At 34.1% G+C, this 24,439-nt stretch carries 28 protein-coding genes and 1 pseudogene; 22 read left to right on the top strand and 7 right to left on the bottom strand.

The window, feature by feature from the left end; translation table 11 throughout:
• Positions 1-188 precede the first annotated feature (188 nt).
• The 9 genes from AC625_RS14395 (at position 189) to AC625_RS14355 (ending at position 8,498) form a co-directional block, all read left to right on the top strand.
• Positions 189-788, top strand: a complete 600-nt coding sequence (locus AC625_RS14395; protein ID WP_049681900.1) for a TetR/AcrR family transcriptional regulator — start codon at positions 189-191, stop codon at positions 786-788.
• Between the two features lie 41 nt (positions 789-829).
• A complete protein-coding gene (locus AC625_RS14390) occupies positions 830-1,708 on the top strand; it encodes a DMT family transporter (RefSeq protein WP_049681899.1) in 879 nt (292 codons plus the stop codon).
• A 284-nt stretch (positions 1,709-1,992) separates the two neighbouring features.
• Positions 1,993-2,571 carry a site-specific integrase gene (locus AC625_RS14385; RefSeq protein WP_049681898.1) on the top strand — a complete coding sequence of 193 codons (579 nt, stop codon included), beginning with the start codon at positions 1,993-1,995 and terminating at the stop codon, positions 2,569-2,571.
• Between the two features lie 136 nt (positions 2,572-2,707).
• Positions 2,708-3,427 carry a DUF4145 domain-containing protein gene (locus tag AC625_RS14380; protein WP_049681897.1) on the top strand — a complete coding sequence of 240 codons (720 nt, stop codon included), beginning with the start codon at positions 2,708-2,710 and terminating at the stop codon, positions 3,425-3,427.
• 348 nt (positions 3,428-3,775) lie between these two features.
• A complete protein-coding gene (locus AC625_RS14375; RefSeq protein ID WP_049681896.1) occupies positions 3,776-4,120 on the top strand; it encodes a hypothetical protein in 345 nt (114 codons plus the stop codon).
• Between the two features lie 16 nt (positions 4,121-4,136).
• Positions 4,137-4,709 carry a hypothetical protein gene (locus tag AC625_RS14370; RefSeq protein WP_049681895.1) on the top strand — a complete coding sequence of 191 codons (573 nt, stop codon included), beginning with the start codon at positions 4,137-4,139 and terminating at the stop codon, positions 4,707-4,709.
• A gap of 35 nt (positions 4,710-4,744) precedes the next feature.
• Positions 4,745-5,206 carry a hypothetical protein gene (locus AC625_RS14365; protein WP_049681894.1) on the top strand — a complete coding sequence of 154 codons (462 nt, stop codon included), beginning with the start codon at positions 4,745-4,747 and terminating at the stop codon, positions 5,204-5,206.
• A 16-nt stretch (positions 5,207-5,222) separates the two neighbouring features.
• Positions 5,223-5,936, top strand: coding sequence for a hypothetical protein (locus AC625_RS14360; RefSeq protein ID WP_049681893.1), 714 nt, complete (start codon positions 5,223-5,225; stop codon positions 5,934-5,936).
• A 447-nt stretch (positions 5,937-6,383) separates the two neighbouring features.
• Positions 6,384-8,498, top strand: a complete 2,115-nt coding sequence (locus tag AC625_RS14355; protein ID WP_049681892.1) for a methyl-accepting chemotaxis protein — start codon at positions 6,384-6,386, stop codon at positions 8,496-8,498.
• A gap of 126 nt (positions 8,499-8,624) precedes the next feature.
• Here the strand turns inward: AC625_RS14355 and AC625_RS14350 are convergent, their stop codons facing one another.
• The 4 genes from AC625_RS14350 to AC625_RS14335 form a co-directional block, all read right to left on the bottom strand.
• Positions 8,625-8,843 carry a helix-turn-helix domain-containing protein gene (locus AC625_RS14350; RefSeq protein WP_049681891.1) on the bottom strand — a complete coding sequence of 73 codons (219 nt, stop codon included), beginning with the start codon at positions 8,841-8,843 and terminating at the stop codon, positions 8,625-8,627.
• 337 nt (positions 8,844-9,180) lie between these two features.
• Complete coding sequence (locus AC625_RS14345; RefSeq protein ID WP_049681890.1) at positions 9,181-9,708, bottom strand: hypothetical protein; 528 nt, start codon at positions 9,706-9,708, stop codon at positions 9,181-9,183.
• A gap of 26 nt (positions 9,709-9,734) precedes the next feature.
• Complete coding sequence (locus AC625_RS14340) at positions 9,735-10,310, bottom strand: hypothetical protein (protein ID WP_049681889.1); 576 nt, start codon at positions 10,308-10,310, stop codon at positions 9,735-9,737.
• Positions 10,311-10,382: 72 nt separating this feature from the next.
• Positions 10,383-11,234 (bottom strand): hypothetical protein, encoded by an 852-nt coding sequence (locus tag AC625_RS14335; protein WP_180320105.1) that lies wholly within the window; start codon positions 11,232-11,234, stop codon positions 10,383-10,385.
• A 246-nt stretch (positions 11,235-11,480) separates the two neighbouring features.
• Between AC625_RS14335 and AC625_RS14330 the strand changes: the two genes are divergently transcribed.
• From AC625_RS14330 to AC625_RS14320, 5 genes are all read left to right on the top strand, one after another.
• Complete coding sequence (locus AC625_RS14330; RefSeq protein WP_049681887.1) at positions 11,481-11,684, top strand: hypothetical protein; 204 nt, start codon at positions 11,481-11,483, stop codon at positions 11,682-11,684.
• Between the two features lie 53 nt (positions 11,685-11,737).
• Complete coding sequence (locus AC625_RS26850) at positions 11,738-11,896, top strand: hypothetical protein (RefSeq protein ID WP_156187549.1); 159 nt, start codon at positions 11,738-11,740, stop codon at positions 11,894-11,896.
• Positions 11,897-12,048: 152 nt separating this feature from the next.
• Positions 12,049-12,201 (top strand): hypothetical protein, encoded by a 153-nt coding sequence (locus tag AC625_RS27310; protein WP_180320104.1) that lies wholly within the window; start codon positions 12,049-12,051, stop codon positions 12,199-12,201.
• A gap of 33 nt (positions 12,202-12,234) precedes the next feature.
• Positions 12,235-12,381, top strand: coding sequence for a hypothetical protein (locus tag AC625_RS26845; protein WP_156187548.1), 147 nt, complete (start codon positions 12,235-12,237; stop codon positions 12,379-12,381).
• Positions 12,382-12,426: 45 nt separating this feature from the next.
• A complete protein-coding gene (locus AC625_RS14320) occupies positions 12,427-12,951 on the top strand; it encodes a hypothetical protein (protein WP_049681885.1) in 525 nt (174 codons plus the stop codon).
• 59 nt (positions 12,952-13,010) lie between these two features.
• On the opposite strand, the gene AC625_RS14315 is transcribed toward AC625_RS14320, so the two are convergent.
• Positions 13,011-13,238: a helix-turn-helix domain-containing protein gene (locus AC625_RS14315; protein ID WP_049681884.1), complete on the bottom strand. Its 228-nt coding sequence runs from the start codon at positions 13,236-13,238 to the stop codon at positions 13,011-13,013.
• A 188-nt stretch (positions 13,239-13,426) separates the two neighbouring features.
• Here AC625_RS14315 and AC625_RS14310 point away from each other — a divergent pair, with 188 nt between their 5' ends.
• Complete coding sequence (locus AC625_RS14310; protein WP_049681883.1) at positions 13,427-13,834, top strand: hypothetical protein; 408 nt, start codon at positions 13,427-13,429, stop codon at positions 13,832-13,834.
• A 114-nt stretch (positions 13,835-13,948) separates the two neighbouring features.
• Positions 13,949-14,218: a hypothetical protein gene (locus AC625_RS14305; RefSeq protein WP_049681882.1), complete on the top strand. Its 270-nt coding sequence runs from the start codon at positions 13,949-13,951 to the stop codon at positions 14,216-14,218.
• 665 nt (positions 14,219-14,883) lie between these two features.
• Here the strand turns inward: AC625_RS14305 and AC625_RS27305 are convergent.
• Positions 14,884-15,678, bottom strand: coding sequence for a hypothetical protein (locus AC625_RS27305; RefSeq protein ID WP_049681881.1), 795 nt, complete (start codon positions 15,676-15,678; stop codon positions 14,884-14,886).
• Between the two features lie 252 nt (positions 15,679-15,930).
• On the opposite strand from AC625_RS27305, the pseudogene AC625_RS14295 reads away from it, so the two are divergent.
• Positions 15,931-16,377 (top strand): annotated as a pseudogene (locus AC625_RS14295) (solute carrier family 23 protein); the annotation flags it as partial.
• 600 nt (positions 16,378-16,977) lie between these two features.
• Here AC625_RS14295 and AC625_RS14285 read toward each other — a convergent pair.
• Positions 16,978-17,430, bottom strand: a complete 453-nt coding sequence (locus tag AC625_RS14285) for a chemotaxis protein CheX (RefSeq protein ID WP_049681879.1) — start codon at positions 17,428-17,430, stop codon at positions 16,978-16,980.
• A gap of 223 nt (positions 17,431-17,653) precedes the next feature.
• On the opposite strand from AC625_RS14285, the gene AC625_RS14280 reads away from it, so the two are divergent.
• From AC625_RS14280 to AC625_RS14265, 5 genes are all read left to right on the top strand, one after another.
• Complete coding sequence (locus AC625_RS14280) at positions 17,654-18,745, top strand: type III polyketide synthase (protein ID WP_049681878.1); 1,092 nt, start codon at positions 17,654-17,656, stop codon at positions 18,743-18,745.
• On the top strand, positions 18,742-19,278 hold the full coding sequence (locus AC625_RS14275; RefSeq protein WP_049681877.1) for an isoprenylcysteine carboxyl methyltransferase family protein: 537 nt from the start codon (positions 18,742-18,744) through the stop codon (positions 19,276-19,278). The genes AC625_RS14280 and AC625_RS14275 overlap by 4 nt, the downstream gene beginning before the upstream one ends.
• A gap of 110 nt (positions 19,279-19,388) precedes the next feature.
• Entirely contained in the window at positions 19,389-19,553 is a 165-nt protein-coding gene (locus tag AC625_RS26835) for a hypothetical protein (protein ID WP_156187545.1), read from the top strand.
• Positions 19,554-19,715: 162 nt separating this feature from the next.
• Positions 19,716-23,405, top strand: a complete 3,690-nt coding sequence (locus tag AC625_RS14270; protein WP_049681876.1) for a dynamin family protein — start codon at positions 19,716-19,718, stop codon at positions 23,403-23,405.
• A 107-nt stretch (positions 23,406-23,512) separates the two neighbouring features.
• On the top strand, positions 23,513-24,349 hold the full coding sequence (locus AC625_RS14265; protein ID WP_049681875.1) for a sulfurtransferase: 837 nt from the start codon (positions 23,513-23,515) through the stop codon (positions 24,347-24,349).
• Positions 24,350-24,439: the final 90 nt, after the last annotated feature.

Genomic DNA, 24,439 nt, shown 5'->3' with positions numbered 1-24,439 from the left:
AATAGCGCAAGCACGGTTCTGTGAGGGGGGAGGAACACAATCTACCGAAAGGTAGAAAGGTTCCCTTCTACTCGACTAGTTGAAGAGTACTCTAAAATCATAAAATAGTTGACTAAAATTAATCAGGATTATAATATAGGGATATCCAAAACGGACAAATTGTCCGTTAACTGTTAGGAGGGAGAAATTTGAGTGAAAAACCAGAAAAAAAACCTAGAAAAGAGATTACAAAAAGAAAAGTTTTAAACGCTGCTAAGGAGCTATTTATTCAACAAGGTGTCGAAAGCGTAAATATGCATCAAATTGCTCTAACTGCAAAAGTCGGCCAAGCTAGTTTATATAGACAATATAATAAACTCAGTGATATTTGTGCAGATATAGTACGTGAAGAATGCCAGGTATTGATTGATGATACTCAATATTATCTAAGTAATACTAATGAGAATCTTTCATCATTAGATAAACTATATCAAGTCATTATAAAGTTTGTATCTTATCTAGAGTTTAGAGTTGATTGGATATGTGAAGTTACAAGGGCATCTACAAACTATCGTCCCATTCAATCTCCTCTTTATCAATGGATGAGGAAAATATGTACTGAATTATTGTTAGAAGCTGTTGAAAAGGGTGAAATTATTGATGTTGATGTTCCGTTTACAGTTGAAGCAATCTTAGGAACATTAAATAACGTGGATGAACAACTACTTCATCAAGGCTACACCATAAAGAGAATATTAGAAGGTATAGAGAATATCTATTTTAATGGGTTGCGAAAAAGCACGAATTAAAATGATGACAAAGATATATTTTAACTAGTTGGAGGGGAAATATGAAAAAATCTGTTGGAATTCTTCTTTTAATTTCAGTCATCGCAATATCTTTTGCGGCAATCTTTGTTAAATGGTCGGATGCACCGTCTACAATATTAAGTATGTATCGAATGTATTTAGCCTGTGTATTATTATTACCTATGGTATATATAAATAGAAACCAATTTTTAAAGCTATCCAAAAAGGATTGGTTACTTTTATTTATTGCTGGTGTTTTTTTAGCATTACATTTTGCTTTATGGTTTGGCTCCTTGAAACTGACGACAGTAGCTAGCTCAACAATTATTCTTTGTTTACAGCCAATTATAGCTTTATTAGGAGGATTTTTAATCTACAAAGAAAGAACCAATTTTTCAACTATCCTAGCTATCGGAATTTCTATCATCGGTGTAGTTATGGTAGGGTGGGGTGATTTCGGACATAGTAATAAATCAGTCATTATAGGAGACATATTATCTTTCTTAAGTGTTATAGCAATTGTGGGTTATTTATTAATTGGGCAAAATAACGTAAAACGTATTTCTCATTGGGTATATAGTTTCTGCGTTTTCTTATTTGCAGCGATCTCATTAAATATCTATAATCTCGTCTTAGGTTTTCCTATTATTGGATATGATTCAAAAGAGTGGGGTATCTTTATATTATTAGCAATTTTCCCTACTATTGCGCACGTTATTTATAATTTTTTATTGAACTATGTAAACACAACAACTATATCTATGAGTATCTTAGGTGAGCCAATTGGAGCAACCATTTTAGCAGTAATTCTTTTAGGTGAACCTATTGTCACCTTACAAATTGTTGGTGGTTTCTTTGTCCTGATAGGTGTTTTTTTGTTTTTAATTCAGCAAAATAAAATTAATTCCAAAAAATCATGAGAGTTTGTGAAAGGATGTACTTAAACTATCGGGTGCGATTGTTCAATACGAGTAATCGCTTTTTTGTATTGGAATCCAATCCTAAATTTCGGCTATTTAGACTCTTAACGAATGAGACACAATCGAATTATGTCTCATTCAGGTGAGTGTCTTCACCCTTAGAGCCACAATGGATTGAACAATTTAACAATAAAATTCTTGGTTTCTATTGATTTTAAATGGGACATAATTTATAATTAAATTAGATTAAGTCTCATTCGATAAAATCGATAGGAGTGATAAAAATGGAATTTGTGGAGCCGATTCGTGATCGTAAAAAAATTGATGCTATGAAAAAATTACTTGGTGATTCGCCTAGAGACCATTTATTATTTCTAATTGGAATTAATACTGCTTTTCGAGTATCTGATTTACTTTCGTTAAAATATTCTGATGTGATGGATGATAAGGGACGACTTTTTGAACATTTTACATTGAAAGAAACCAAAACAGGCAAAAATAATAAGGTTGCTATGACAAAAGGAGTTCAGAAAGCCTTAAAAGAATACATCAAGTCTAATTATGAAGGCAATATTGATGAATATTTGTTCAAAAGTCGTAAACATGGCAAGGATGGGAACTCCCAGCCAATCAATAGAAAGAGTGCTTGGAGAATTATTCAGCAAGCAGCAGAACAATTAGGATTAAGAAATATTGGTTCTCATAGCTTAAGGAAGACTTTTGCTTATCATCAATATCAAATGGGTACAGATATTGTGTTATTACAGGATATGTTGAACCATTCAGCTCCATCTGTAACATTACGATACATTGGAATAACGCAAGATCAAAAGGATAGAGCAGTAAAAGCATTAGATTTATGAGTAACGGCTTATTGTCGTTACTTTTTTTATTTGGATGCGTTGACTCCCTTTTTAAAAAATGCCCCACAGCATAACGAAAAACACACATTCGAAAAAATATAGTAAAATATATGCAATAATAACGGGAGTGTGGGATATGCAAAGGTTGGAAGAAAAAGTTTATTGTTCAAAGTGCGAGCGTCACACGAATCACAATATAATAATGACTCATGAAAAAAAATCTAGTTCTGAAGATGATATTCAATTTAGTCATAAATATCATATTGTTCAATGTGCAGGTTGTGATGAAATAGCCTTTGTCGATCAATACGGTGATGAAGATATGTGGGAATATGCCAATGAAGGGCATGGAGAGCGAGTTTGGGTAGAAGAATTTAGAGTTTATCCTGAAAAGTCTGTAGTAGAAGGTAATCCAGTTTTTTGGATAGAAAGAAAAGAATATAGAAATGTGCCTGGTGTGGTTCAAGTATTATATTCACAGATAATTGAAGTTTATAATCAAGGTTATTTTCTCCTAGCAACAATAGGAATGAGAACTTTAATTGAAGCAATTTGTTTAGATGTTGGGATAAACAAAGGATATTTATATAATGATGATAATACTGTTAAGGAAAACAAAAGAGGAGAACCTATTTTTTCATCATCTTTAGAAGGGGAAATATTTGGTTTATTTGAAGAAAATATGATTATTTGGGATCAAGCGATTATACTTCAAAAGATTAGAGATATTGGAAATGCTGCAGTCCATGAAATAAAAGAACCAAGTTTTCTAGTTTTTAAAAGTGCCATGCAGATAATTGAACAAGTTTTAAATAATGTCTATGAATTAAAAGTCCATAAACTCTTAAAACAATAAAAAGTAATTAATTTTCTTTATTTCAAATGTTATGTATAACAGATTCATCAAAGTTATTATAAAATCAGGAGGACTTTATGAGCGATAATTATCATGACGTTAGAATAAAAGAGATAGAACAGTTAGTAAAGAAAGAACAAAAAGAAAATGAACTTCATTCACTCATGAATCGAATTGTTAATGCTGCTGATGACTAAACTGTTGAATCACTTATAGATAAGACCGTTATATTAATGAAAATATGGATTTATCACTGTAGAAGAGTTTAACTATATAACAAAGGAATTTGAACAAAGATTAACACTCTCATTTGAGGGTGTTTTTTATATTACAGAAAGGAGCGATTACATGAACAACCTACAAAGACTCGAACTTGAAACCAAGGGAATTAAACTAGAACAAGAAGAACTATCAATCTATCTCCAAGAAAATGATCTAGAACCCTTTGTAGAGTATAATCCCCAATCTGCCACAAGTAAGAAGAATATCTATCGTGCTGCATTATCAGTTTTGGAATCCATTGCTAATGACGTAAGCAGAATGAAGTCAGTAAAGTTGGACGATATGACGGTATCAGATTTTAGCGATTCCATACAATCACGCATAGATCAATTAGAAAGAAAAATACGTCAATTGAAAACAGATGACCAACTGCAAAATGAATCAAGTTTTTTCATGTTGTTTGCGGATTAAAAAAGGAGTGAAATAAATGTTTCAAGTCCATGAGGATGATTTACAATATCTATTTGAATCAGCAGGGCAACCAGTATTAATAAACGATACACCAATGAATGTTATCGTCACTAATCCATCTATCAGTGAGTATGAAGAACGATATATTCATAGCCTAAATAAAGTGTCTAGGGGAGATTTGGTGACATTAGAAGGTGAACAGTATCTTTGTTGCTTATCAGAAAGCGTTACAAAGCGTCATGGTAAGTATAAGGCGGTTGTTAGACACTGTAACTACAACATAGAAGTAAGAGAAAAACCTACACGGACTGTAATTGGTTATACGGCTTTTCGCGATCCAATTTTTGATGAAATCCCGGGAGAGCTACATTTAATTCCATCATTCATTGAAACTCAATCGTTTTCCGTCACCAATGGAATATGGGTAACATCCAACAATGAAATACTTGTCACTGTTAAAGATATTACAGAATATAAACCACTGTTGGAATTATCGGCTAAAGTGGAGGTAATGGGTAAAACGTGGCAAATTACCAATCTACTATTAGATAAGAAGGGACTAATCACGTTGAATTGTAAAAGGCAATAAATAATTCAAAATGCATGAACAGTAATTAGCAAGGGGTGAATAAAATAAAAACTTGGGAATTTGATGATTATTCGATAATTTTATTAGAAACTAACATCTGCAAATGTTTACATATCATCGATAATCAGAACAAAGAATTATGTGGTTGGTTAGACTTTGATGGTTTCTATTTAGGAATAAATTCAAAAGTAATAGTAAGCGGTATATACATTTTAGAACCGTATAAGAATAAAGGTTTACTACAAATATTGATTGGTGTACTTGAAGTAATATACTTAGAAAATTACAATTGCTACAGTATAGAAGTAGATGTGATGAATCCTAAAATTAAATCATACATAAGAAGATTAATGAGGACATCAAGATTTAATAATGCTGAGTGGATTTTAGATGAAAGTAAATCATTGACACACAATGCAGTTTTAGGAGCATTGATTGTGTTTAACATTCTCACCAAGAAAAAGAAACAATTGCTCATTGATGTTGGTGTGATTTAAAGGGGGAGGATATAAGATGGAATTTACATATAACAACAAACAGTATCAATTGATTCATATAACAAGTTTTGAAAAGGATAATCAATCAATACAGAAAATATTAGTTGAGGATTCAAAGGGAGAATTTATTGCCGTATTAGCGTTTACAGTTGATCAAACACAAAATATTTTATGGGATTTTAGCACTTGGATTGACCCAATTTATCAAAATACTAAAATTAAAGATATTATGATGGAAGGTTATTCTAAGATTTATGCAGAAAACTTTAAAGGGTATTGGCACGTAATTGCATATTCTAACCCACGTCTACAAAAGTTAATTGAACGAAAAGTAAAGGCCGGAAAGTTACCACGTGAAATATTAGATAAAAGCGTTGGACTATCCGACCTTGAATGGGTAAAAGGTGAAATATTTAGAAAGGGAGAACAAATTGTTCAACTTTACGCCAAAGCATTTAACGGAAATGATGGTGCGAGAAGTGAAGCACTTGAGTTGGCAACTTCTTTTTTAGAAAAATATGAGGAGGCTAACATTTTATCAATACATGATAAGATTTTTGTAAAAACAATAGAAGCACTAGAAATCAAATTCACAATATATGTTATGCAGCAACTCAATGAATATATGGGAAGGAATAATAATAGTGAGGAAATAAAAGAAGAAATAAAGGAATTGTTACTCAAAATTAAAGATGAGTATGGTATTTCCATTGTCACATTAACAATATAACTTATGTGAAGGTTTAGATGCTGCTCCAATGCCGTCTTTATTTTTGCTTAGAATGTAGAATAAATTAGGAAGTGAAAATATGAATTGTAATGATAACTTCAAACACAAAGGCTTTAACCATTCTACCTAATTATTGGGTGGTGGCTAAAGCCTTTTTTTGTTTTACCTTCATTACAATTAATCTTCCTATTTGCCTTCATCGATGAGTCGGTAAATGCTTATCTCGAATATAAAATTTTTTATTATTTAGAATTATTAATATATTTTATAATAACTACTATTAAAATATCGAAGAATCTAACGATATACGTAAAAGAGGGAGGATTATTCTATTACATATTTATAACTTGCAAAAAAGGAGGAATGGAAATTAAAACTAAAATGAGTATTTTTTCAATTGGATAACATCTTAAGTTTTTCAATACAAATAATAGGGGATATAATACGATGAATTTATTTAAGCGAATAATAATAACAGTACTTGGCACAAGTATACTTATCTTTGTTTCAATTATAGGGGTTACTCTATATAAAACAAATAATTTAGCAGTAAAAAATGCGAATCATATTGCTTTAGCGGAAAGTGAAAAGCACGCAAAATATATTGAAACGGAACTTAATTATACTATGGATATTGTCAGAACATTGGCAATCACATTTAGCTCAATGGCGGAAGGAAATAAGGCGGAAAGAGATCTTGCAAATGCCATATTGAATAAGACTCTTAAAGAAAACGAGCGATTTTTAACTGTTTGGACAGGTTGGGAACCAAATGCATTTGATGGAAAAGACGCAGAATTTGCTAACATTGTAGGCCATGATGGAACGGGAAGATTTATTCCATATTGGAGTCGGACAGATGGGGAAATTAATGTAAAGGCTTTAGAAGGTTATGACAAACCAGGCGTAGGCGACTTTTATTTACGCTCTAAAGACAGTGGCAAGGAAGTGATTTTAGATCCTTATTCATATGAAGTAAATGGAGAGAAAGTATTGATGACTTCAATCACTGCTCCTATCAAAATTGGGAATGACGTAGTGGGGGTAGTTGGAATTGATATTAGTCTAGATTCTATGAGGAAAATGAATGATACCTTAAATTTTTACGATAGTGGCTTCGGTGCAATTCTATCCAATAACGGAACTTTGGTGGCTCATAAATCAAACAAATTAGTTGGGAAAAGCTATTATGAGATTGAAGGTATAAAGTCAGTGAATGAGATTAAATCTACAGTTGAATCAGGAAAATCGTTATCAATTAGTGACTTTGACCCTGTAGATAACGGAGATGTTTATAAGACGTTTTCACCCATTAAAATAGGCTCAACAAATACACCATGGTCACTAATGATAGCGGTTCCTATAGATGAAGTAAAGAAGGAATCCAGAGATTTACTAAATTTGTCCATCATTATTGGTGTAATTGGAATCATAATACTTGCCTTAGTTATATTTGAGATTGTAAGAAGACTTATCAAACCGATCTTAAAAGTAGTCGAACAAATGAAAGAAATTGCAAGCGGTAATTTAACAGTTGAAGCATTAGAGATTAAATCAAAAGATGAATTAGGGCAATTAGCACACGCGATGAATGAGATGACTTCAAATACCAGAGTCTTGATTCAAGATGCAGCGGGTATTTCAGATCAAGTGGCTGCTTACAGTGAAGAATTAATGACATCCACAAATGAAATAAAAGTTGGAATTGAACAGGTATCTTCAACGATGGAGGAAATGGCGGCAGGATCTTCTGATCAAGCACATCATGCCGGTGAAACTATGGAGGAGATTCAACAAGTGGATTATGAAGTTAAACAAATTATTCAATACACGAATGAAATGACGGATCGTTCGCTAGTAACGAAGGAATCTTCTCAAAAAGGGATACAAAGTGCAGAACAATCGATGCAGGAAATGGAGATTATTGAAGACAAGGTTTCCTCAGCTGCAAACATTGTTAAAGAATTAGGAATTAAGTCTGTAGCAATTAATGAAATACTTAATGTTATCCATGACATTGCTTCCCAAACGAATTTATTAGCACTAAATGCAGCCATTGAAGCAGCTCGCGCTGGAGATCATGGAAAAGGATTTGCGGTAGTAGCTGATGAAGTTAGAAAACTGGCTGAACAGTCTGCCGAATCGACAAGCCAAATTTCAAGCATCATCGAAAGTGTACAAATAGAAGCCCAGAAAGCTGAACAGGCTATGGTCGAAGTAGTACAGGAAGTGAAGTCTGGTTCCGAAGTGATTGATAATAGTCGTAAAGCGTTTGGTGAAATCGCTAATAATATTACGGAAATGGTCAATCAAATCAGCAGCGTGACTGGTGCATCAAGACTCATTGAAGAAGAAACAAAAAAAGCGGTAAAAGCTGTGGAGAATATAGTATCAATTACCCAAGAGACCTCTGCTGGTACAGAAGAATTATCTGCTACCATGGAACAACAAAATGCATCTATGCAAGAAGTGGATGGTATGGCAAACAGTCTTGCTAAAATGGCAGAAGACTTAGGGAAATCGTTATCAAAGTTCACGTATGATAATAAAGGAACTTCTTAATTAAATATGATTTAAAAGGAGAGGAAAGACGAAATGGCTTGGCGTCTTTTCTCTCTTTACTGTGACATTAAACTAACTTTAAAATTTATCCAACTAAATATACAACAAAAAAACCTACCGAAATACTCACTCAGTAGGCTCGCTATCATCCTTCACATGTTCTACAACTTCTTCAATCCTACACTCCAACTCATTACATATCTTATCCAACACGCTCATTGCAACTAATTCATCCTTGCCAATCTTAGCAAGCGTAGCAGACGTTAAAACTCCATTATTTACTAAGTCGGTCTTTTTCATTCCTTTCCTATGTATAGTGGCCATTAGCGGTGCATACGTAAACATAACAATTCCTCCTTTGTTATTATCTTATATTAACATTTTAAATATTATCTTTAAGAAAGTAAATATTTTATTTAAAATCGCTTGCAATTGTATTTGCTATATTAAGTTAAACATTACATTAAAAAAAGAGAAGCGATTAGAAGAGTTTAAAGGGAATGTTAAGGGGGAGTTTAGAACGCCTGTAAACGTCTCTAAAGGCGTTACGATGGTACTTAAAAGTAATGGGAATGGAGCGTTGAGTATTAGATTATAAAGGCAAAAAACTACTGAGAAGGATTTTTACTCAGTAGTTTGATTATTGGTTTGAAGCTTCCCCGTGGTTAATTCAATTCTTTCTTCAAGAAAGCATCTGGGTCAAAACAGGAATAAATGGCGTTATCAATTGCATGTGATCTACAGCTAAACTGATAAATCTTTGATAAGCGTCCATAAACCTGGGTGTATTTTGACTTTCTTCTAAATTATTAACTGCATCAATTATAACCGTTCTTTGAGTTGAGTCTGCTATGTTATTTTGTAGTACATTTCTTAATTCATCGAATAAATGTTGAGATGTTGTATTTACAATATTTGTAGAATTATCAACAGAGTGCACATTTATTCTAGCATTACTACCATGAACATTATAAACCACATTATTAGCTTCTGATTTATTTCTAGACTCATTTATTGACCTTAGAATTATTAGCTTTGAAGAGATATCAGCTGCTCGCATTCCTTTGTCTTCCTTAGATCCTTTCCCATATAGTGTTTTAATTAGAGTTCTACAATCAGTCCTCCACTTAACCACTTTATCGTGATCATAGTCTAATTGCTCTTCTAATAAATCTTCGGCTCTTTGAATCATCTCTTCAATTTGATTCATGTACTACACCTCATTATAATTTTTTATTATTGTATCATTTGAGAAAGTGCGGGAATTAATGGTGAGAAAATATTTATTTGGTTTGCTATATTTGTAATAAATCTAATATAATGTTGGTTAAACTCGTTTGCACCTTGAGTCAGTTCCATATTGCTAACAATATCTCTTAATACTCTTTTAGTAGAGTCATTCTCGATACTTTCTTTTATCAGTTTTCTAATTTTTTCAAAAACATCATCTGCTGATAACTCAACTAAGTTAATTGAATTATCTATCAAATTGTTATTTAATCTATTATTAGATCCATAAAGATTATAGATGACTTGTTTTGGATTCTCCAATTCAATACAAGATACCTTTTTAACTTTGCATTGATAGTGCGCTTTGATACTACCAAACGAATTATAGTAACCTCTATCTAAGATTATATACATCTCTTCCAGCCCGTTAGGAAGCCCTCTTAGAAAATAATCTCCTTCTTCTATCGGCAAATTTGGATCATCTATAAAGAACATATCAGGTTGAACTACTTTAGATTTTATATCATCAATAATAGTTCCACATTGCTTCTGTAATGTAACTTTTTCGTTTCCCCTAATCATTACTAATCACTCCAATGTAATAGACATATTATTCTTTCAACATACAATAAACTAAAACTCTTTTAATCCATTTTACCTATAATTAGCCTTTCTATAATTTCTTACTGCTGTTTTACCATTTGAAACCTTCTTTTCGTCCATTTCAAATACAGCATTTACAACACAATCGAATAATAAAATTGTTTTTATGGAATTTAATAGTTGCCCATAGTCTATATCTGCTCCATGCAAAATCGCGTTTCTACTTATTTCCGATCCAGCTGCTTTCCCATGTTCAAATCCAATTAGTATATTTTTGACATAATAGTCATGTATTTCTCTGTCAAAGTTTAAATTAGCATCTTCATTGTTTTTCAGCAGATTTTCCCACAGTATCTTAATGATTTCCCCGTTAACCTTCCCTTTGATATGAAAAGCATCAACCAATAGGCTTTCTAGTTGCGTTAAAATTGTTGGAATTGCAACATTATACATACCTTGGTTATGAGCCATTACTACGTTACGTAATATTGGAAGTCTCTTTTGAATTACTTTATTGTTTTCCCATTCCAAAGAAATAGTTTTAATGAATTTGCTATCATAATATACACACATAAATTCTTGTATAACATCTGGTGTAATCGATTCTTTATTTTCTTTATAACTCTGTGCAATTGTCCTCACGGTGGAAATATCAATGCCTTCATGTGGAGGATATCCCATTTCAACCATAACAGATTTAAATATTTTTAAATCTTCTTCAGTTTCAATGATTCCTTGTTTGAACCTAGTTACTGCATTTTCAATATCACTTTCATCGATGTGTTTTCTAATTAGATCGCCGATTTCACTCATTTTTGTATTAATCGATTGAAATACAGGTTGCATTATTTCATTAAAATCTAAGATTGGTTGAACCAATCTTTCTCTAATTGTACTTATCATTTCTCCCATTTAGAAACGGTCATTCATAATATCCACCTTTATCATCTTTTAAAATAATTATTTACTCGTTATATTGTGTTACAGATTATTCCTTTTGAACAATAATCTCCTATAAATGTAATGTAGTCAATAAAGTAGGTGAAAAGATTTATAGATACAAATAAATTCCAAAATTTTCACAATTTTAACAAGGACTATTTTACCATTATCTCAAATGTATTAAGTAGCAAAATTTGGAGGGGTATTATGGAGAGGATTCAAGCAAAAATTCATGTAACTAAAGATTATATTTACGTTTTTGGGGATTTGACAAAGAAGCCAGTGAAAATTGAGAACAGAATAAATCATGAGCATTTTTTAATTGGTGAGGCATTCAGGAAGTATGAAGAAGAGAATTTCATTACCTTGAGAGGGAAGAGAAAATCGCATAAGAAGCCTGTTTGGAAATAAAAAGGGTATATACACCTATATGTCGAATTGACGTAGATGAAAGGAGGGATATCATGAGAAGAATCGTAAAGGGTAATAAAGTTGGCGGCTATACAAGACCACCAATCGGGGGAAAGGTATTGTTAGATCCAGGGACAGGTGGACATTCCGAATCACTAAAACCACCAATCGGAGGAATTGTAATTTTAGAGCAAGGTGTTGTTCGTCCATAATACTATAATTTGCTGGGCACTCATTCATTGGGTGTCTTTTTTATTTTGTAAAAACAATAACAAAAATGGGAAAAATGTGTTGATGAAAAATAAAGAAAACGTTGCAATAATTAATGGAGCAAGCTTAGAAAAGACAACTAGAGGGGATACATATGAGAAAGCCTAAATACGATATTATAATGACGACTACTCCATCAAATAGGACTAAAGAAGAAGTCAACATAATTATGGAAAAAGTAACTGATCTACTAGTTGATGAAATATTAAGTATAATGAATGAAAAAGACGATAAAAAGGAATTATAAATTTTACTTTTGTTGGAGTGAAGGAGCATGAAAATGGATAAATCAAATGAATTAAACAAACCAAAAAAGAAAACTAAAGATAAAAAGTTCTATGTGCGAAGTGTTACATTTTTAAATCAATTTACAATTAAAGATTACATCAGAAAAGAGGCGCAGATTATATTAGAGAAGTACAAGTAAGGATTGATTGTATCAAAAATGTAGATGATAAGGAATGAATTACTTATGACAAGTCCCAATAAAATTTTAGCAATTGCAAATAAATTTGTAGATAAGTGTGGAATTGGTTTACCGGTACATAATGTTGACAATCGGCAAGAAAGAATTACAATGTTGGATAAGAAAAATAATAGGATTATCGTTGACTCCACAAGCGTCTACTCTGCTTATGAAAATTATAAATTATCTATAGAAGATTATATACAGATAATAATCAGCAGAGAGTTAGGAAGGTATTTAGATCCTGACTATGAGTACAGAAGTGAAAAGATTGATAGAGGATACGAATTTGTCACCAAAGGAATTGAATCAGATACAATAAAGGAATACATGGAAAGTTTAAAAAAAGAGGAGGAAACTGTTGCAGGTGAAATAGGGCGGCAATTTATAAGAGAAGATTTATATGAAAGTTATGATTCCCTTAATGAAAGGTATGTCATTTTAGCTAAGGAAAAAACAGGTAGGCATGTAACATCAACTAGGATCAAATTAGAGATAAGCGAAATGAAGAGAATGCTAACAGAGAGTTGACCAACTTATTTACAATAGGAATGTTTAATGAACGGAAACCCCTACTAGGTGATTAAATTTCACTCGGTAGGGGTTTCTTTATCTTCTACTAATTCAATTACTTCATCCATTTTACATTCGAGATACTCGCAAATACTAATTAGAACTGATAAAGCAACATTTTCTCCCTTTGACATCTTAGCCAGTGTTGCAGGGGAGATTTTTAAATCTCTTTTGAGATCCGTTTTAGTTTTATCTTTTCTTATTAAAGTAATTTCTAAAGGTTTATAACTAGGTTTAAGTCCCAAAGTAACAACTCCCCACATCTCATATAGATAAATTATATGCTAAAGCCCTTGGGAATTCTATGTTTAAAACAAAAAGTTCATAAAGTTGAATTTATTATTCATTTTGATATTGACGAGTGATAAATAAAGATGTATCATAAGTTCAATAAGTTGAACTAAAAATTAATTAAAGTGAAAGTGGTGATCTAATGTTCGTAACTGTTTTGGTTAGTATACATGATATAACGCAAAGTGAAAGGCCACGTTATCTCAAACTCTTTGGAAAATTGATCGGGAAAAATGAAGTGATCTATATTGATGACAATAACATTTATTATTGCTTTGCAAAACCCACATTAATAAAAGACACATATCTAAAGGTATCCACCTATGCGTTATTAGCTGATAACGTAAAGATTACTGACAGAAAGTTGATGATTGACGAAATGGAAAAAGCGATTAATGAAATAACAGTTAGACAGCTTCTTTGTCAGTATTTACTGGATTCTCAAACTAATTGGGGGAATCATCCGATTGAGTTTGAATTCATCAGAGAAGGCGAAAGCGAAATTAGGAAGTTTTGCAAAGGTAAGGTTCATCTTGCACACCAGAGCTAATCGGTAGGTCAGGCTGAACCATCGTGAATAGGAACATCGGAAGACATGAGGACTTGGACAGTTTAAGTGGCTGTCCCTACATAAAAAATTCGAATTATAAAGGGGATAATTAAAATGACAATCAATAATTCAGAAAAATCAAAGGAACTAACTTTATTTTCAGGCTGGAATAACTTAAATCTTACTATTTCTACAAACTTCCTGAGTGAAGATGAAAAGAGAGCGTTTGAAATTGTATCTAAGACGCTGAGTAGGAATGCTATTGCTGCTATCGACTTAACTATTACATTAAATAATGGTACTGAGTTTAAAGCAAAAGTCCACGACTGGGAAAGTGATGATGAGCTGGCCGTTTATGATGAAGGGGAAGGTGGAATACATTGAGGTCATTTTTAGCAAGGAATCAATTCTTTGTAGTGCTATTTGTTCTTGTTTTCATGTATGCAATTTATGTCAGTTTCACCATAAAGTAAAGAGCCTAAGCACTGCAATGCCTAGACTCTCGTTTAAAAATGCATTTCACCAGAAATACAACTGAATAGGATTAACCCTTCAGCCCTTTTAGTATAAATTTTTTGAAAGTATATTTCAAGGGCTTGCTTTCTTGCGCTTATTTTTGGGGTGTCCCGTGTGAATAGCCGTTAAGCACACGCAAATAACTAACGTCACGTTTAGTCAGCGACCGCAAATAAATTGACTTAGGATGGATTTGCTCCCTATTGTTTATAATCCATCTGAAGGGCGAAAGCTGCCATTAAGTGCTGATACGAAGGATGGGTAGGCACTTTATACGGTGCGTAGGACAAGCTATAAGTACCAATACGGGAAACTCTCAGGGCTATCTGAAAGAGTAAGCTTGTTTAGCTGTAATAGGCTAACGACAATAGGGGCGATGACACGGACACCATAACTAAGCTATACAATCGATCATTGCAATCGGCTATCTGGTTTGATTGTTATTTTTTTAACTTTCAAACTTAGGTAGCCAACTTTGCTTCTGAGCCGTTGTCCATCCTTGCTGCCAATCGTGTGGGGGATGCAGTAACTTATCAAGAACTTTTAATGAACTTATTAAAAAAATGAATAATATAATTAAAAATAATTGAAATAAAAGTTAGATCAAAGAATTTACAAATGGTGATATGACAGATTTGTATAATTCTTACAATGCCGTTATCATTAACAATCTCTATATATACGCCAACCGATTCTGATGTTAGTGGTAAACCGTAATGGATTAAAAAACCAACATAATATGAGTCAAATAAGAATAAGAAGTATTGTTCATTTATAATATCAGGATTGAAAATACTTATAGCAAGAAAGTATAATAGACCAAAAACAAAGTCAGGTAGAATGAAAGTTGCGATAATTAAGCTTACAAGAATGAACTTGTCTTTATTATTTTTAATATTAAAGCCATTTGGACTTTTTAAATATCCGAATAATCCAGCAATAAATTCAAATAAAAAATATATAAAAAATCCTGATGCGAATAAAACAATACTAATAATTATTAGAAAAGTTGACTTAGTTATGATTTCTGAGATAAAAAGTATTTCCATATTTTCTAATATTGCAAAAGACATTGTTACTAAGAGGATGGAAAAAATAAATAAGTACAAGCGCGAAAAAGCTATAAGGGGTTTAGAAATATTGGTTTCTGGTGAGAGAATCCTCCAAAGTGATTTAATATGAATGGCTGCATAAAAAAATACAATGGAAAAAAAAGAAAATGACCATATTATTAATGAAGGAAATGCTGAGCTAAATATAATTATAGAGGGCGTTATTAAGAATAGGATTCCCCAAAAATACTCCTTAAAAAATTGATTTGTTTTCATAACAGTTCTCCTAAATTTAATGATAGGAAAATTATATCAAAAATGTAATGAAAAAAGTTTAAGTAACGAACAAAATATAAAACTTATATTCCACAGGTGAATAAGGCAATTACAGAGTTGCAATTTCAATTCTCAGGTGCGTATAATGTAGTTATTAAACAGTTAGAGTATATGTGGGAACAAACCTACAATGACGGATGAAAAACACATGGAAAACCTTTCATATCAAGGGTTCGTTCTATTTAGAAGCCTACCGCATTCTCTCAAAATGTAGGGCTCGTTCAGTTATCTGGTGTGAAAAGTAAAAATGTAATCTATACTGTAGGGGCCATGTTAGTTGTGATCGGGCTAGTTCCCAAAATAGGAGCTCTAACAACAGTAATCCCTTCATCTGTACTTGGCGGTGCCATGATTGCCATGTTTGGAATGGTGATCGCTGCTGGCATAAAAATGCTGAGCCAAGTTGATTTTGCAAGACAGGAGAATTTATTGGTTATTGCATGCTCCGTGGGAATGGGTCTTGGTGTCACTGTTGTCCCAGACATTTTCTTGAAATTACCGGAAAGTTTGCAGATCCTTACAAGCAACGGAATCGTAGCAGGTAGTATATCAGCCATTTTCCTTAATATCTTATTCAACATGATTCCTTCTAAGCGAAGGATTAATCATTCTGTGGTACTTGAGAAGAAGGCTTCTTGACCCATAGTATAAATAATATAGAAGAGGCTGTTTTGATGGTAACCCCATTTGAAATGGCCTTTTTTATTTGCAATAAAAGTAAAGTGAAATGGAAACAGTTAACCACCTCATTCATATCCTGTAAGAATAAGTATAAGTGTGTGTTCAAAAAAAGGAGGATAAAAAGAGCCGAGAAGTTCTGTGAGCGATCGTTTCAAACCTTTCACGTAACACAGTAACGTTGAGGACCGGACTTGAGGATGTGCGGACTTCTGTGTTACGCATAGGACGTGCGCAACACAGACGGTCATTCATGAGCTTTGATGCAATTCGCAAGCTTTTTTACGGGACTATATGAATATCCTTTATAAGAAAGAGAGTGGAGTATGTGAAAAAAAAGTATTGTAAACACTGCAGAGCATTGTTAACCGAAGAACCAATTTGCGAGCATTGTGGAAGAGATGAGTTTCAAGATATTATCATTGAAGTTCAAAAGCAAACTCGCAGGTTTAACACAGAAAATCAGCTATAGTCATATATGTATGATATTTGGCACAAGTAAGTGACTACGACTGTTACTTTCTTTTTTGGTAATAAGTCATTCTATTAGTGGGGTAGATATTATGATTCAATCATTAATATAATGTGGATTATTTTATCGGCCTCAATCGTTATGGGTAAATGTATGGCTTTTTTAAATCCATATATTTTGGTTTCTCCAACTAACACGGTTGGCGGTGAGATATCCATTACGATCTTGTCAACCGTAAGTTGGGTAGCTAAATGTCCGGCAATCATGTTCCCAAGCTCTGCAGCAAAGGATTCTAGCATTTCACCTTCTAACATCATGCCGAACATCGTTTCACCAATTCGACCAATTGCGTCTGAATTTCCTTCGATTATTAATCTTCCACGGACATCGCCTGTCATACCTATTAAGACACCAATGCCCTGCTGTAAAAATGGTTCATTAATTAATAATGGTTTACTCATCTCGAGATTGAGTGGAATAATCGACTTTACTGCTTGAACGGTCCCGTTTAAAACGCTCGTAATCTGTGTGGTAATACTCATTCTATTTCCTCCATAAAACAATATAATTAATCATACCATTTTATTGGGTATTTAGGATTATTAATTTTAGAAAATAACAAAAATTTTGTTAAAAAAACAAGAATAATGTCGTTTTTTTAGGAATTTAGGCTGGTTTTATTGCTCGATAAATAGTAATTGAAGCTATGAATAAAGAAAGTAATTTTGGGAATCATAACCATCATTATCACTGGGGGTGGAAATATTGCCATATATTCTATCAACATCACATATTCAACTTCCTTATTTATTTGCTCAAGAAAAATTAATGGAATTTTCACGTGAAATATTTGGTTCTTCTTTTAAAGACATTGATCGGCTATTGAGAGCTTTTAAAAATGGACAAGTTGATACGCGCTATTTTATTAAAGATTTGGATTGGTTTAAACAAGATCATACATTCGAAGAACGAAACAATGCTTTTATTGAAGGTGCTGTGACATATGGAACTAAAGCTATTCAAAGCTGTCTATCTAATGGAACTTTTTTAAAACAAGAAGTAGCATTGCAAGACATCGAAGCGATTTTTTTTGTAACAAGTTCAGGTATAGCGACGCCAACCATCGATGCAAGAATTATGAATATTCTGCCTCTGTCCACTCATACAAAGAGAATACCGATGTGGGGGTTAGGGTGTGCAGGAGGTGCGTCAGGTTTGTCTCGTGCCTTCGAATATTGCAAGGCATTTCCAAAAGCAAAAGTGCTTGTTCTATCAGTCGAACTATGTAGCCTGTCCTTTCAAAGGAATGATCGGTCGAAAAGTAATTTAATCGGCTCATCTTTGTTTTCGGATGGGGCAGCCTGTACGCTTATTTGCGGTGATAAAGTTACACGTAAAAATATAAGTCAAGTAAAACGAGTTCCTAAAATACTGTCCACGCAGTCCACATTAATGCCAGATTCATTAGATGTCATGGGCTGGGACGTAAAAAATGAAGGCCTTCATGTTATTTTTTCAAAAGATATACCGACGATTATTAGTAATTGGTTAAAACCAAATGTAGAAATTTTTCTCGATAAAAACGATATAAAGCAAATAGATATACATCATTTCATAGCTCACCCAGGTGGTAAGAAAGTGATTGATGCGTACTGTGAATCATTAGGTTTTAACGAGGAAATGGTGAGGATTTCAATGGACGTGCTAAGAGAGTATGGCAATATGTCTTCTGCCACCATACTTTACGTGTTGGAGAAATTTATGGAACAAGATATAAGTGAAGGTGAATATGGGCTTGCGGCTGCGCTCGGGCCTGGTTTTAGTTCAGAATTACTATTAATGAGGTGGGAAGAATGACATTGCTACTATTTATTACGTTGCTAGCGGTACAGCGACTCAGCGAACTTGTATTGGCGAGATATAATGAAGAGCGTCTAAAGGTGAAAGGGGGGCTTGAGTTCGGTAGCTCCCATTATCCTTGGATTGTACTTATGCATCTGGGGTTCTTTTCGTCCTTCATTGCAGAGATCAATTTTCTTGAAAAAAATGTATCGACAATATGGCCTTTTTGGCTGACTTTATTTTTATTAGTACAGATTGGAAGAGTCTGGGTCATTACTTCACTTGGACCGTATTGGAATACGAAAATTATCGTTCTGCCGGATGCAGAGGTTATAGCAAAAGGACCCTATAAATATGTGAAGCATCCAAACTATATCATTGTCGCAACAGAGATCCTGGTCATATCACTCTTATATAATGCCTTTATCACAGCAATATTGTTCACATGTCTAAATGCGTGGGCTATGTCAGTTAGAATTCCAATTGAAGAAAGAGCATTGAAGAATTTAACAAGCTATTCCACCGTTTTCCTAAAAAATAAAAAATAAAAAAATCTTATTGAAAATGATTATCGTTCGTGATAAGATTGCTATACAAGATGAAAATGATTATCAATTGAGACAACTATAAATTTTATGATATAAGGATGGTGTATAAAATGGTCTGGTTTTTTGTATTACTAACAGTTGTTACATATAGCTTTGTGATGAAACATGTGATAAGCCATATTGCAAGTCCTGCAAAAGCAAAAAAGGATCCGGCAATGAAACGAATCGTAACGAAAAATAACCAAACATACATCCCGACACCGACAACCAGGTAACATACTTGGTTGTTTTTTTATACCTTCTTTAATTCGTTTCCAAACATATGAATAAGTAACGAAATCGTTTACAATTAAGAGACAAGCTCGTATTGAATTTTTCATTTGATAATACATATGATAAATCGTAGTTATACAACGATATTTAAGGGGAAGAGACGAATGGTTTACACAAGTAGAACACAAACACATAGCGTAACCGACTTAATGTCATTATATGAAAAATTTTCTGAAGAAGGAGATCAAACGAATGCGGAGAAAATAAAAGAACTTTTGCTAAAATCTCATAAAGATGAATATGTAATAGCGTTCTGCGGCCACTTCTCAGCAGGGAAATCAAGTATGATTAATTTTTTATTAAATAAGCATTTGCTTCCATCAAGCCCAATCCCGACAAGTGCGAATACGGTGAAAGTTCAAAAAGGTGAAGATTTTGCCAAAGTCCATTTTCGTAAACGTAAACCTGTAATTTTTCCTGCTCCATATGATTACGCAGTCGTTAAGACGTTTGCGAAAGATGGTGATGCTGTATCCTCGATTACAATTAGTTCGAAAGATTTTCCTTTACCTGATGCTTGTGTGATTATGGATACACCTGGCATCGATTCAACAGATAACGCTCACCGAATTTCAACTGAATCTGCTCTTCATTTAGCTGATGTCGTTTTTTATGTGATGGATTATAATCATGTTCAATCAGAAGTGAACTTCCTTTTTACGAGAGAACTGACAGAAGCAGGAAAGTCTCTGTATTTAATTGTTAATATGATTGATAAACACGATGAAAACGAACTAAGTTTTGAAACATTCAAACAATCCGCTCGTGATGCTTTCGCAGCTTGGGATGTAATTCCCGATGGCATGTTTTTCACATCCATCCGCGATTTAACGGATCCTCATAATGATGTTGAAAACGTCCGGCAATTTATTGACACATTAGTTCGAAATAAAGAAACAAATCGAGAGCATTCCCTTATTGTTTCTACAAAAAGGGTAATCAATCAGCATCTTAGCTGGCTGAAGAATAAGTATGAAGAGGCACATTCAGAAGAACTTGAGTCGTTATATAGCCTTCCTGACGCTGAAAGATCCGCTATAACAGAGAATGTGAATCACCTTCTTCAGGAAAAACAAAAATTAGTTCGTAGTACTGAACTGGTGAAAGAACACTTTGATCAAGGTACACAATCTATAGTGAAAAATGCCATACTCATGCCTGCAGGAACCCGCGAATTAGCCAAACAATTCTTAGAATCCACGCAGAAAGACTTCAAAACAGGTCTATTTTTCACTAAGAAAAAAACAGAACAAGAACGTCAAGATCGAAAACAAGCGTTTCTAACAGATGTACGGGAAAAAGTCAAAACACAGTTGGATTGGCATATCAAAGAGTTCGCAGTCCAAACGGTGGCAGCATCTGGCGTCCATGATGCCCTAATGGAACAAACTGCACAGAGCCTACACGTAGCGGTTACCGAATCCTTATTAACTAGTTTACTTAAGGGGCAAGTCCAAATTACGGGAGAATATGTATTAAATTATACTAATGAGCTTTCTGAAGCAATAAAGAGAGCAGCAAGAAAATCGTGTGAACAATTCATAGATCAATTATCTCGAAAAATGCTGGAAAAGAACGAACAGCGCACTCAGGAATTAGAGGAAGAATTGAATCAATTTTCATCGTATCAATATGCGTTAGCGGTAGTCAACACGATGGAAAAAGAACTCCAAGAAGAAAAAGACCAGCTTACTAAAATACTTGCAGGTAATGGCAACTACCTACCTCAAGTAGAAAAAATGTTGAAAGCTTGGCTAGAAGAAGAAAATGAAGCGGAAAGAAAAGTAATCGTTCAAGAGGAAATCCAACAGCAGAATATGGTTGAAAGGAAGAAGAAAAAGGAAGAAGTTCCTTTAAATCGCGTAGATTCGCAAGAAGTAACTAAGCGAATCAGCGCGAAAGATAAACTACATCGAACAGCTGTCAGTTTGTCAGGAGTTGCAGAATTGATCTACCCTTTAAAGGGGTTTCAATCTTTATATAAAGAATTAAAGGGAAAATCCCAACGACTTGAAAATCAAACGTATACTGTTGCCTTATTTGGTGCTTTCAGTGCAGGGAAATCTTCCTTCGCCAACGCATTGATGGGAGAAAGTATACTCCCTGTTTCACCAAACCCGACAACAGCGGCAATCAATAAAATTATGGCAGCAGATCTCGGGCATAAGCATGGGACTGCTGCTGTCAAGCTTAAAACGGAAGCCATGCTTCTTGAAGATGTGAATGTGGCGCTAGCTGTGTTCGCAGAAAAGGCGGCAAGTCTAGAGAAAGCGCATCATCTTTCAGACGTCATTATCCAAAAAAGCAGCAAAACTGAAACGGGTAAAACACAATTGTCATTTTTACGTGCTTTTCACGCAGGATTGCCTCAATACAAAAGCGAGCTTGGTACGACTTTGACTGTTGATTTGGATGGGTTCCGACAGTTTGCTGCCCAAGAGACGAAATCCTGTCTGGTTGATTTAATTGAATTGTATTACGACTGTGAATGGACGAGGCAAGGCATGGTATTAGTCGATACACCTGGGGCAGATTCGATTAATGCCCGACATACCGGTGCAGCGTTTGAATACATTAAAAACTCTGATGCAATTCTTTTTGTAACCTACTATAATCATCCATTTTCAAAAGCAGACCGTGAGTTTCTTATCCAACTTGGCCGAGTGAAGGACTCCTTTGCGATGGATAAAATGTTTTTCATTGTGAATGCGGCAGATTTAGCAGAATCACAAGATGAGATCAATGAAGTCAAAGAGTATATAAAAAATGAATTGGCTGGTTTTGGCATCCGTTTTCCGAAACTTTTTGCGCTTAGCAGTAAAGGAGCTTTAGGAGAAAGGCAGAAACAAAGTTCGTTTTCACATGCTTTTCTACCAAACAGTGGCATCGCCAAATTTGAAGCACAGTTTAATGCGTTTATCGAGCATGACTTAACGGATCTTGCTTTGCAATCGGCAAAAGCTGCCATGATTCGAGCTGAGGGGCTACTGCTGGATGTTATTATCACCTCCAAGCAAGATAAAGAAACGAAGCGAAAAGCATTGCTCGAGCTCCAGAAGGATATTCAAAAAATGAAACAAATTGTGCTAGAAATGAACGGTGAAACCGATAAACAACGTTTAAAAAAAGAAATCGATGAGCTTATCTTTTATAGCAAACAACGAGTGTTTTTTCGATTTGCTGATTTCTTCAAAGAATCCTTTAATCCAGCTGTATTAAAAGATGACGGGCAGGATATTAAAGTCGTCTTGAAAAAATCGTTAATCAGTTTATTAGAAGCGTTAGGTTTTGACTTTGCTCAAGAAATGCGAGCAACCGCTTTAAGGGCTGAATTGTATGTAAGTAAGCTCGTTTTAGAAAAGCAAAAATCGATGATGGAGCAAGTTCAAAAGGTAAAGAAAAATATTGCTCTAAAACCATATGAATCACAAAATGGTCCAATTATCGAATTCAAGCGTGCGTTTATTGGGCTAACGGAGAATGAATTTAAAAAAGAACTTGCCTTATTTAGGAATCCGAAAGCATTCTTTGAGAAAAATGAAAAAGTCAAAATGAATGATGCACTAAGGGAAAGATTAGATAAACCAGCACTTGATTATGTGAATGCAAAAAGTGAGCAATTAAATGAAAGCTATCAAGAGCATCTTGCGCAACAATTGATTTTGCTGCAAAAAAATAGTGAAGCAGAACTCACTGAAATTTTTGCAGGACTACAAGCTGCTCTTGAAGAAACGATTGATATTCCTCGCTATGAACAAATTGCAGCAGAAATTAATCTGTTAAATAAAAAATAAACATGTATAAGGGCCTGACCTCGTACACTGTCCCTTAAATGTTTTATACAAGAAAACAAGTTGCGGGGTCATCGGAACATTATCCAATTAAAGGAGCGAATATTAAAATGTCATTTCTAATTAAGCCATACGAATTATTGGAAGTAATGAAAGATGAAGAAATTAGAATTGTTGATTGCCGATTTAAGCTTAGTGAACCTTCATACGGCAGAGCACTTTATAACAAAGAACATATTTCTGGAGCTGTGTATTTCCATCTTGAAGAAGATATGTCAGGGACGGTGGGTACCCATGATGGCAGACATCCACTGCCTAATCTTGTTGAATTTAAACAAAAGCTTGAAGAAGCAGGAATTGGGGATAACACAAGAGTGGTCGCTTATGATGGTGGAGAAGGAGCCTTTGCCTCAAGATTTGTTTGGATGCTTTCTTACGTAGGGCATAAACAAGTGCAAATTCTAAACGGCGGTTACTTTGCTTGGAAACGAGAAGGGGGAAAAGTGGACGGAGAAATACCTCATTACAATCGACAAACCTTTAATGTCCATACTGATTCTACTATTTTTGCTACATATAATGAAGTGAAGGAATATGTGAATCTCCAGCCGAAAGGAGTCACTCTGCTTGATTCTCGGGAAGGAAGACGTTATTTAGGGATAGAAGAGCCAATTGATAAAGTGGCAGGGCATATTCCTGGTGCGATTAACAAACTATGGACGGATGGAATAAAAGGCGGCTCGTTTTTATCTGCTGAAAAACAAAGGGAAAGATTTGCTGAATTAAGCAATACTCAATCAGTGATCGTGTATTGTGGCTCAGGTGTCACAGCCGCGCCGAATTATATTGCACTAAAAGAAGCAGGATTTGAACAAGTTAAGCTATACGTGGGAAGCTTTAGTGATTGGATTTCTTATGAGGAGAATGAGGTTGCTAAGAAAGGCTGACTTTATCTCGCATTAACGGGCAGTAGGCCCCCGCCGATTAAAGTTCCACTTTATTTTTATGAAACTAGTAATTATCCTGAAATAATAGTA

It is taken from the genome of Peribacillus loiseleuriae, assembly GCF_001183985.1.
In the GTDB taxonomy this organism is placed as follows: domain Bacteria; phylum Bacillota; class Bacilli; order Bacillales; family DSM-1321; genus Peribacillus; species Peribacillus loiseleuriae.
The sequence above is the reverse complement of the archived record's forward strand: the minus strand, read 5'-3'. Positions and strand labels throughout refer to the sequence as shown.